Annotated in this window: 8 protein-coding genes; 1 reads left to right on the plus strand and 7 read right to left on the minus strand. The window is 67.7% G+C overall.

The genetic code is table 11. From position 1 onward, the window contains the following. Positions 1-148 precede the first annotated feature (148 nt). Together StrepF001_RS42750 and StrepF001_RS42755 are read right to left on the minus strand one after the other, a co-directional pair. Complete coding sequence (locus tag StrepF001_RS42750; RefSeq protein ID WP_129803476.1) at positions 149-613, minus strand: ABA4-like family protein; 465 nt, start codon at positions 611-613, stop codon at positions 149-151. Continuing rightward, complete coding sequence (locus StrepF001_RS42755; RefSeq protein WP_129803482.1) at positions 610-1,527, minus strand: hypothetical protein; 918 nt, start codon at positions 1,525-1,527, stop codon at positions 610-612. The genes StrepF001_RS42750 and StrepF001_RS42755 overlap by 4 nt, the downstream gene beginning before the upstream one ends. Before the next feature lie 223 nt (positions 1,528-1,750). On the opposite strand from StrepF001_RS42755, the gene StrepF001_RS42760 reads away from it, so the two are divergent. Next, positions 1,751-2,404: a MerR family transcriptional regulator gene (locus tag StrepF001_RS42760; protein ID WP_129803477.1), complete on the plus strand. Its 654-nt coding sequence runs from the start codon at positions 1,751-1,753 to the stop codon at positions 2,402-2,404. Positions 2,405-2,427: 23 nt separating this feature from the next. Here StrepF001_RS42760 and StrepF001_RS49885 read toward each other — a convergent pair whose 3' ends face one another. From StrepF001_RS49885 to StrepF001_RS42785, 5 genes are all read right to left on the minus strand, one after another. Beyond that, positions 2,428-3,072, minus strand: a complete 645-nt coding sequence (locus StrepF001_RS49885; RefSeq protein ID WP_276322896.1) for a transposase family protein — start codon at positions 3,070-3,072, stop codon at positions 2,428-2,430. 323 nt (positions 3,073-3,395) lie between these two features. Further along, positions 3,396-4,304, minus strand: coding sequence for an NAD-dependent protein deacetylase (locus StrepF001_RS42770; RefSeq protein WP_129803478.1), 909 nt, complete (start codon positions 4,302-4,304; stop codon positions 3,396-3,398). 178 nt (positions 4,305-4,482) lie between these two features. Next, positions 4,483-6,942, minus strand: coding sequence for a hypothetical protein (locus tag StrepF001_RS42775; protein ID WP_129803479.1), 2,460 nt, complete (start codon positions 6,940-6,942; stop codon positions 4,483-4,485). A gap of 6 nt (positions 6,943-6,948) precedes the next feature. Beyond that, positions 6,949-7,233, minus strand: a complete 285-nt coding sequence (locus tag StrepF001_RS42780; protein ID WP_129803480.1) for a hypothetical protein — start codon at positions 7,231-7,233, stop codon at positions 6,949-6,951. 12 nt (positions 7,234-7,245) lie between these two features. Next, positions 7,246-9,972, minus strand: a complete 2,727-nt coding sequence (locus StrepF001_RS42785; protein ID WP_129803481.1) for a hypothetical protein — start codon at positions 9,970-9,972, stop codon at positions 7,246-7,248. Between the last annotated feature and the right edge of the window lie 715 nt (positions 9,973-10,687).

Consider the following 10,687-nt stretch of genomic DNA (forward strand, 5'->3'; position numbering starts at 1 on the left):
CTACGGATCACTACGGATCCCAAAGGAAACACGGGAGCCTGACGGCTTTCGGAGGCGAAGTGGGCTTAGCGGCCTCCGCATCTCCCTCTGCGGGCTGGAGCTACCGATCAGCCGTCTGGTGGCGGGCGAGGCGGGGCATGCGCTCGGCCTACGTGGCTGCGCCGGACGCGGCGGCCGTGAGGTCGTCGCGGGTCGAACGCCGTGACCTCGCCGTGCGCAGCCCCAGGAACACCAGCAGTCCGAAGGGTGACAGCAGGATCGTGAAGACCAGCAAAGGCCCCATCAGCAGGGCGGAGATCCCAAGCCTTCTGGCCTCCCGGTACATCCACTGCCCGATGAGGAGGTCCCAGGCGATGACTTGCGCCCAGATGGCTCCCGCGCCGTCCGCGAGTGCCGTCAGTTGACGGAAGGTGTCGAGGTCCGGGCTGCTGACCGCGGTCCAGAGTTCGGGGAACACCGGAACCGCGAGCGCGAGGTAGACGAGCAGTACGGGCACCGCGGTCATCGGTGAGGCGGCGATGCGGGTGGTCGGGCCCCACGCGGGGGCGAAGATCATGAGCAGCCAGACGGGTGCGGCCAGCCAGAAGGAGAGCTCGAAGAGGAATACGGTCATGCCATGACCTCCTTCGAGGCGCCGGCGTCTTCAGCGTCAGCTACCTCGCCCGAAGGGGGAGCCTGAGCCCGCAGGGATCCGTACGTCCCGAGAACGACGGCCACCAGGATCAGGCCAGCCGCCCCCAGCGTCAGGCCGTCCGGGTGGATCAGCGGCTGGCCCCGCAGCGCCTGCCAGAGGACCAGAGCGTAGGAGGCGGCGTACACCCCCGAGGCGAGCAGCATCAGGCGCAGCCGTACCCGGTCGTCGGCGAGGCGGGCGAAGCGTGGTGCGAGGGCGGTCAGCGCCATGACCAGCAGCGGCAGGAGTTGCAGCGCATGCATGCCGACGAAGTGCGGGATCCGCAGATCGCCGCCGGTCGTCGACCAGCCGGTCAGCGGCATGGAGGGACCGCCGTCCGGCACGCCCACGCTGTGCGCGCCGACCACCTTGGAGACGCCGCGCCGCTGCCCCGGCGCGGGCTGCGTCATCAGGAATCCGACGGCGGCCCCGGCCAGCGCCAGGGCGATGCCGGAGCGCATCGCCCAGGCGGACGCACGGTCGGCGATGCGGGCGCGGAGCAGCAGCACGGCGACGGCGAGCGTGCCGAGCCACAGGATGACGACCGTGACGGCCATCGCATTGAACAGCGCCTCGTCCAAGGGCGTTTCGTGGTTGAAGTGACTGCGTTTGCCGCGTATCACCTGCCCGGTGATGATCACTATCTCGACGAGGCTCGCCAGCGCGACGACCGTCCCCGCCCACCAGCCCACCCGTCGGCCGCTGGGAAGGAGCGACAGCATCCAGGCCAGGGAGAGGCAGTACGCCACGAACGAGACCGAGAACTTGAACGGCTTGAACCAGATCGGCGCACCCGCCAGGACACGGTCGTCGACGACGAGTCCGACCGCGGAGATGACCGCCGTCACCACCATCGCCGCCGAGAACAGCACCAGCGGCCGATGCCACGACCGCCATGGCGCCGAGGACCACCACGACGGCGCAGGCCACGAAGACGGACGTGAAGAAGACATGGCTACCCCCTATCAACGGATAGCGGCACTATCCGCTATCCGATAGGCGTACTATCTATGATGGGAGGCGGGCCGGCAAGGACCGGCGCGGTGGGCAGAGCGACGGCCAGGGAGTGAACCGGCAGTGCGTATGGGAGAGTTGAGCCGAAAAACCGGAGTGCCGGTGCCGACGATCAAGTACTACGTCCGTGAAGGGCTACTGCCTCCCGGCGAGCTGAGCAGCCCGAATCAGGCGACCTACGGCGAGGCGCACGAGCGTCGGCTGCGGCTGATCCGTGCCCTGCTCGATGTGGGCGGCATGAAGGTGGCCGAGATCGCGGACGTACTGGCGGCCCTGGACGACCCGGAGCGTCCGCTGCACAAAGTGCTCGGCGCCGCCGCGGACCGCCTCGGCAGCGCGAACATCGAGCACGACGACGCCGAGGCGACGACCGCCCAGGCCGTCGTCGCCGACCTCGTCTCCCGGCGTGGCTGGCGGACGCATGAGTCGAACCCCGCCGCCATCGACTTGTCCAAGGCCCTCGCCGCCATGGCCCGGTTGGGGCACGGGGCGTTCGTCGAGGTGCTCGATGACTACGCCGACGCCGCCGAGCAGGTCGCCCGCGCCGACCTCACGTACGTGGACCGGCGGGTGGCGGTCGAGGACATGGTGGAGGGTGTGGTGGTCGGGACCGTTCTGGGTGAGGCGGTGTTCAGCGCGCTGCGCAGGCTGGCTCATGTGGACGCCTCGGCGAAGCTCTACGGCACGGAGGGGCCGCCGGAGCGGAAGACGAGCTGAGCCGACCGCAAGTTGGCAATGGCTCAGTGAGCGAACGAGCACCGCTTCGCTGGAGTCCAGGGCGGCCGAAAGGTCGCGGTACAGCTCTTCCGGAAACGTCCCCGCGTCAAGAGCGCAGGCCTGTACCGCATCCTTACAGTTCCGTGCCTGCGTGGCCGTAGCCAGCGCGATGAACACAGGATGTGCCAGCGGATTGCGTTGAATTCGCCTTGGTCGTACGAGGTGATGGTGTGGGCATCGGCATTGAGGATGTACCAGAGCGAAACGTCGGTGTGCGCGGCCTGCCCCCGGGTTCGGATGACGGTGAGGAAGAGAGGATGCTCGCCGGTGATCGGCGATACCACGGCCTCGGTGCCCAGCTCCTCCTGGCATTCTCGGACCACGGCGGTCCATGGGTCCTCACCCGGCTCGATCTGCTCGCGGAAGGTCTGCCGCCGGCAGCCCAGCACCGGACAGACCAGCCGCCGTACGCGCAGGTGGACGACAACCTGGCGGCCGTCGACCGGCACGTCCGTCACCGTCCGGCCGTGGTACCCGTGCACCTTCGCCGTCGGCGTCCCGCACACCGGACACGGCACCGCCACATCCCGAGTGCGGGCCGTGACCACCACCGCGTCACCGCCGTCCGCTACGTCCTCGACGACCAGCACCGACAGCCCGGAAAACACCGTGGACATAAGGGAGTTGACATCCATTACAAGATCATGATCACGGACGGCTACTCAACGTCATCACCGACTACGGGCCAGACCCATCTTTAGGACAGTCCCACTGCAGGAAGGGACTTGGAGACCGGGAGCTCATGTGGCATCTCCCGCCCCGGCCCGGGCGGCGCACCGGTCTTCGACGACGCCGGAACGTTGCTGGCGGCCGGCATCGATTTGTTTCCTCGGCTTCGCCTGCGACCTGGGCGGACTCGTCGTCTACCTCGGCGCCCGCCTCCAATCTCCTGTGCCCGACTCCTCCCTGTGCCTGCTCCCCGCTGCTGTCACTACCTCGCCCGGGCCGCCGCCTCGTTGTCGGCGGGGATGCCCAGCCGGTCGGCCATGGTGGTGAGGGCCGTTCCCAGCGGGACCGCGACCCGGGTCACGGCGTGCCGGTCGCCCCGAGTCGGGTCCCGGTTGACGATCAGCACCGGCTTCCCTTCCTGGGCCGCCTGGCGGACGAACCGGAGCCCGGACATCACCGTCAGTGAGGAGCCCAGGACCAGCAGCGAGGCCGACTCACGGACCAGCTTGCGGCAGTGCTCGACTCGCTGCGGCGGAACGGCTTCGCCGAAGAACACCACGTCCGGTTTGAGGACGCCGCCGCAGACCGTGCAGGGCACCACGCGGAAGACCCCGACCTGGTCGTCGGTGAGGTCGGCGTCACCGTCCGGGTTGATTCCGGCGGCCACCGGCTCGAAGCCCACATTGGCCTCCTCCAGCCGCCGGGCGAGTTCGCGGCGCGGGCTGAAGTCGCCGCAGGAAAGACAGACGACCCGGTCCAGGCTTCCGTGGAGTTCGACGACGCCCTCGCTGCCAGCGGCCTGATGCAAGCCATCGACGTTCTGGGTGACCACACCAGAGAGCAGGCCGTGCCGCCCGAACGCGGCCACGGCCTGATGCCCGGCGTTGGGGCGGGCGCGGCCGAAGGTGCGCCAGCCGAGGTGGCTGCGCGCCCAGTACCGGCGTCGGGCCTGGGCGCTGGCGGTGAAGTCCTGGTAGGTCATCGGAATGTGCCGAGCAAGGCTCCCGCCCTCGCCCCGGTAGTCGGGGATGCCCGATTCCGTGGAGATGCCCGCCCCGCTGAGCACCAGCACACCGCCGGTGCTCAGCGCATCGGTGACCGGCTCCAGGTCCGTGGTGCCCGGCGGCAAGTCCTCGGTAGGGGTCCAGCTCAGAGTGGGGCGCATGCGCATGCCGCCAGGATACGGAACAGGCTGCCACCACCCACTTCCGCCGTCGATGGCGCCGTTGGTTCGGAGGGGGACATCCCGCACGTGCCGCTGCGCCCCGCCCGCGCCCGTCATCGCCGCCCACGTCCTGTGCACCGTACGCCCAGCGGGCTTGCAACGAGGTGGTTAACCCGCGGCAGAGCTATTCCTCCGCCTCTGCACCGGGCTCGGGTGTCGCGGTGGTGGAGAGCGCGGTGCCGGTCAGGCGCGCTCCGAGGCCGGGCCGACCCGGTGCCGGGCGGCTGACGCCGCGGGTGGTGTTCTGCTCGGCCAGCAGCGTGTCGATGAGATCGTGTAGTTTCCGGGTGAGGTCCTTCTCCCTCGCCTCCATGGCCGCTAGGCGGGCCTCGAACGCTGCCTGGAACTGAGGGGGGACCTGCGACCTGATGTCGTTGCCCCACTCCGCATACGTACGGCTGCTCAGTGGGCTGTTGACGTCTGAGCTGAGGGCCATGAGGTTCTCCCGAAAGTTGAGCACCCGCTTTTGATTCGCCGGGCTCAGCCGATGGAAGCCATGGAACTTCTGTATCCGCTCGACCGCCACGATGTGTTCGAGGGTGGCGGGGTTTTTCGGGCCTACGATGAGCCACGGCGCGATCGGATCGGGTGAACCGTAGGGCAATTGCCGTCGGGCCCACGCGACCAGGTCCGGTTCATTCTCCGGGGGCCGCTTCCAGAAGACGTCGTAGGCGCGCCCCTCCCACGTGGCGGTGGCACCGCCCCTTGCTGGGACGTCTTGCAAGTGGGGGTACGGCGCAACGTCGGCGCTGAGGGCCTCGAGGTCCGCTTCCCCGTACTCGCGCTCAGGAACGGTACCGGCCACTGTCTCACGCTGAGATGCCTCGGTGACGTCCCGTACGGTGCCTCGGTCCGCGGTCGCCACCTCGTCCGGCTCTAGGGCGAAGGACTCGATGCGTTCCTTGGTCCGCCCATCTGTACGGAGTTGCTTGCGTCCGCCTTGCTTCTTGGCCTTGGCAGCGGCCTTCCTCATTTGGTCTTCGGACCGCCACAGCGTCCTCCCTGATGTCGACGGCTCGAGGCCGCGAGCCACGTCGTTGATCGTCGGCAGGGGACGGCCGCCCGGCGTGTCCATTTCCACGGTCGGTTTCGGCCGTCGGATGAGCGAACGACGGTTTCCCGCCTGTACCGCGGCTTGCTCGACTTCGGCCGTCGTCGTGCCGAACTCGCGCACCGCGTTGTCCAGTTCCAACGTGGCCACCTGTCGTGGCGATCGAGCGCGGAGCTTCAGCAACGGCCGGGCCGCTCCGGCCAGTCCGATAGCCGAGAGGAACGCGCCAGCCACTGCGAGAGGGATGCTGTCGTCGGTGTCGGGCGGGGTCAACTGCTCGGCCTCGGTTCGGAACGTCGAGGCCGAAGCTGCCAGGTCGCGCTCATACTGTCGCAGCAGCGCCACCCCTAGCTCTACTCCGGCGAAGGAGAGGTCCAGCACCCCCACTGCCAGGGCTCCCACCGGACCGGTGAAGACCACGGTGAGGCCTAGCAGGAGCAGTCCCGCGGCGCTCAGCAGGGTCTCGGTACGGGTGCGTCCGAGCTGGGATCCGAGCGCTACTGCGAACTCGGGGAAGGCAGGCACAGATGACAGCCCGAGGCTTTGGACGGCAGCGAGCACGAGCGGCCCGTACAGCCACGCGTCATCCGCGGAAGCGCCCCTGGTGAGCCGAAGCCGCAGGATTCGGGTTGCGGCGATGGCCGAGTCGATCTCGACCTGCACGCTTGCAGAACCTGCGTGCGGGGAAGCCTCGTACGCCTCCAGCAGACGCAGTGACTCCTGAGGCAGGGCGAGGGCCGCCAGCAGCTCGGAGACCTCGTGGGCGTCCGGTCCGGCCATGCTGTCGTGGGCTCGTGCGCCCGCCGGGCCGTCTCGTGGGTCGGGCTGGTCGAGCGTCCCGTTTTCCAGACCGCGGCGCTCCTGCGCGATCGCGTTCAGCAGGATCGCCCGGTTCAGATGGCGGGGGTACGGGGGCATGGGGCTGAAATCGACGGGGCCGGAAGCGCCGCCGGGGAGCGCGGCAGCTGAGCCTTCGGGCGGCGGTCCTGCTAACCCGGCCGGTTCTCCGGCGTCCGCGTTCGACGCCGGGGTGCCAGGCTCTGGTTCGGCGGCGGCGGTGGGTGGCGGCTCAGGTGTGCCGGCCGATGGTGGATCAGTCAGTAGCTGTACCTGCCGGGCCGCGCCAAGTACCCGACGGGCACTGGCTGTCAGCCGGTCGTCGGCTCCGGGACGGGCGAATCGCCGGGCGAGCATCTGAAGTTGGGAGATTTGCTCGCCCAGGAGTCTGTCCGCCGCTGCCTGCAAGGCCGGTCGCAGCATGGTCAGCACTATCCGTAAGTCTTCCTCGAACAACTGCTGACGTTTGAAATTGCCGGTCAGGGACCGCTCGTATTCCTTGGTCATCTCGGGGAAGTACGAACGGGACAACGCGTTCAGTCCCGCCCCTTTCACGCTCCATCCCGCAGGTCGCAGCCGCGGTGGTTCGGCCCACGCGGGCAGCCCGCCCGGCGTGAGGTCCGCGCCGACGGCGAGCAGCGACTGGTAATAGGCGCCCAGGCGTACGGCGGCCCTCTTCGCGCGCTCGTCGGCCACGGCCCGCTACATCCCCTCGAGGTACCGACCGAGGGCTTCGTCCAGGCGCCTGGAGGCGTCGGCCGCGGCCTGCACGGTCGCGTGACTGCGGGCGACGGTGAGCAGCGCGGCGGCATGATCCTTCCTGTCGGCCTCCTTCGCCGGGCGTTTGCCGGACTCGGGGTGTGCCTCAAGGAGTTGGGCGACCTGCTGCAGATCGGTGGCGTTGCGCTGCTCCTCGGGCAGTGCCTCAAGAACGGAGGCGGCCGCCTTCAGTCGTGGCCGAGTGCTGCTGTTGCGGAGCGCGGGCATCAAGGCCTCCGGTCAAGGGCTGGGGGGCGGAGGATTATCGGCCGGATCACCGCCGGTATCGACGAGGTCGGCGAAGGCGGGATCTGCCGAGACCAGTGACACCCGGTCGATGTCGGGGTCGCCGAGTCGCCCGGCTGCCAACAGTGCCTGCCGGCGGTCGTTCTCCAGCCGTATGCGGCGAGCGTTCTCTCGTTCCCGTACGACATCGATGTAGCGGTGCAGCCGCTTGAACGGTTCCAAGAGCGGGGCGTTGCCCGCCGCCAGATCGAGTACGACGTTGGCGGTCTCCAGGGTCACCAGTCGGCCGCTGTCCCGGAGCACGATCCACTCGTGGTACGCCGCCCGGACGACATCGCGCTGTTCTGCGGTGAGCTCGGCCCAGTCGGTTGCTCCGTCGAGTGCCGTCGCCACTTCGGGGAGGAGTGCTGCCATCTGTTTCAAGGTGTGCGGTGGGAAGAACTGCGCTTCCTGGGCGATTGGCGGCAGCGGCATGGTGGCGCGGGTGAAGCGAACGTGTGGGTCCTCCAGTTCGCTCGTGGCAGCGACCCGGATCGCCAACTCGTCATAGTCCGCGGGCTCGCCGTCGAGCCAGATCCGCACTCCGGCGACCTCGAGCATGCCGTCGGAGGTGACCGGAATCTCCGCCCAGTCGATCTCCTGTCGGCCGGCGATCGGCATCAGCCACTTTCCCCGGGACACGCGGTAGGTGATGGTGAACTCATCCAGGAACGTCCGGGGGGCCACGGCGACCACCTGCCGTGCTGTCGTCTGGGTTGTCTTCGACGGCGTACAGGTCACGGTGAACCGGGTGTACGCGGCCCGCAACCAGGCCAGCGCCTGGTGCATGTTGGCGACCCGGAAATCGTCCCGCAGCCGGTAGATGGCGCAGTTGAACAGGTATCCGATGGGCCCTATGGGGTCGATCACCTGGTCCAGTGGACGTTCGCTGCCCTGCACGGGAACGAACACGCCTTCCACCTCGGCCGGGGTCGGCTGCCGGCCGGTCCGGGGGACGTCATTGGGCACAAACACCCACCGGGTCGGTACACGGCGCCGACGGTAGCGCTGCATCCGCTGGTCGAAGTCCTCCGCGCGCCAGATCGCACGCATGTAGTGCAGGATGTTTCGCCGCACGTGGGCGATGAGGGAGCTGCTTTGATGGTCGCGCCGAGCTTTGTCCGCGGCATGCGCGGTGCGCCGCTCGACGTCCCGCTCCAAGAACTGTTGCCCGGGGCCAAGGAAGTCCGGCATGGTGCCCTGGCCGGTATAGGCGCGGTAGTTCTCGGTCGCCCCGATCGACGCCTGGGCGGCCAGGCCGAACCTTTCGTCCGTGGCGGTCGGCAGGACCGAGGGCTCCTTCCGGATCGCGCTGAGTACACCGGCGAGACCGGGGTCGAGCAACGCGGAAACGAGGACATCTCCATGCCGGGCGATCCACAACTCGTCGATCTCATGCGCCTGGGGCACGGGTTCGGGGACAAAGACCACCGAGTGCACCTCCGCGATCCGGGTTGAGACCCAGTAGCGCTGCTGAAGCCGGTGGTACAGGTAGGTGACGGCAAGCTCGTCGTTGGGGTTGGTCAGCTCTGAGGAGCGCGACACCTCATAGGTGTTCTCCGACTCGGTCGAGACAGTCACCTTGGTGTCCCGCTTCATGCGGCCAGCCGTCTTGCTCATCACCTCGTTCAGCCGGCTCTTCGTGTTCCGGCTGGACGACGCCTGGTCGGAGGCGATGCCTCCCGACACCTTGGCCTGGACGAACGGGCCGTAGCCGCCACTGACCTCCGCCTCGGCATGCATATTCAACTTCTCGGACGCCTCAGCGACCACTTCGGCGGTGTCCTTGGTCGTGCTGCTGGACTCCGTCGACGTCTCGAAGGAAGAGGACTCCTCGGAACTGCGGGCGATCTTCGTCCGGGTCGTCACCTTGACGCTCACCTTTTGCGACTCGCGGGGAGCAAGAGGAATCGACTTGAGCAGCTCGCCCCGCCCGTAAGCGAGCAGCTTCCACGACTGCCGGTGCACGACCTGCAGCCCCGTCAGTACCTCGTCTGTGGGGAAGGGGTCGAAGGCGTACTCCTCGGCATCGCCGCCGACGCGGATGCCGGTCTGGACGAAGTACCTGTCGAAGACGTCGTCGTGCAGCTGCTCCCAGAACCCGGCCTTCAGGATGCCGTTGATCGCAGCCGGATCCCCCCTATTCGTCAGGAAGGCTGTCGCGTCATCGAGCGCTCGGCCCCGAAGGATGCCATAGACGCTGTAGGCGTAGTACAGGTTCGGACTCAGTCCCTGGAAGTCCTCGAACTTCTGGGCCGCGATGTCGGTCGGGCTGTACACGGAGACCCGATTGAATGCGCGCACCGCGCAAACAGCGCTCCACCAGCTCATCAGTGAGTCGGCCAGACTGCCGACGTAGACCTGGTCGACCGATCCTCCGTTCGCACGCGCCCGGGTCCATGCGTCGCCCGCGAAGTGGCCGATCCATACCCGCACAGCTCCAGTGAAGGCAGCCATACGCGGATCAGCGGGCAGATGCTCAGTGGAATTCGTCCTGCGTGGATCGACATAGGGATCCTCGGCGTTGCGCAAGAACACGTACTCGTCGAAGTCGTACGTTGCATCAGAGGCCGCGTCGATGCCCGCCAGCACCGTGCCCCCGGAGGCGTCCTCGCCGAGTAACAGCGCAAGCTGGGCATCTAAGGCGTCATCGGCGGGAGTATCGGCGGCGACCTTTGCCACCGATACTCCCGCCGGCATGGGAACCGCGGGTGGCGGTCGGCGGCGCAGCTGAGCCGGACCGAACATAAGCCCTGGTGCACCGGCCGCCTTCGCCGCATCCGTGGACGGAATCATCGGCAGAGCGGCCGTCAGGGGAGTGGCTCCCACGGCCGAGCCTGGCAGCGACAACGGCGAACAGGCACCCGGCTCCAGACGGTGCACCGTAGCCCCAGTGCCCTCCGCCCGTGCAGACGGCGCCGGCGAGGAATCAGAAGAGGAACGCGAGGAGCGGGGATGCGACGCCATCAAGGCCTCCCGAAATCCACTGACGGCTTGTCAAGGTGGCAGCGCACTCACGCGTTGTCCATATCGCTATGCCGTCCAAAGCGCTGGCATCGGTCACCCACACACGCCGAGAGATCTTATCGTCAACAGGTCTCCCGTACCTTGAACTCACGGCAACCATATGCCGGTTCCCCAGGTCCGAACGGTGCACTGAACATGGAATGCACGATTTCGTTTCTACTAACAGGCGGTGCCCGCTGACTGATAATGATCACCTATCGACCTTGGCGATCGGATACGAATTCACATGCGCTGTCGGCATTCGGCACGGTCATCTGGCGTATGGAGAAGTCCTCGAGGATAGGTAGACTGAGACAGGCCAGGCGGCGTATCCACCTGACCTAAGCTTGATGTTTATCCTCGCTGCTGTTTCAGGCGGACGTGTTCGGTG

The sequence above is a fragment of the Streptomyces sp. F001 genome (assembly GCF_004187715.1).
GTDB lineage: Bacteria > Actinomycetota > Actinomycetes > Streptomycetales > Streptomycetaceae > Streptomyces > Streptomyces flavusporus.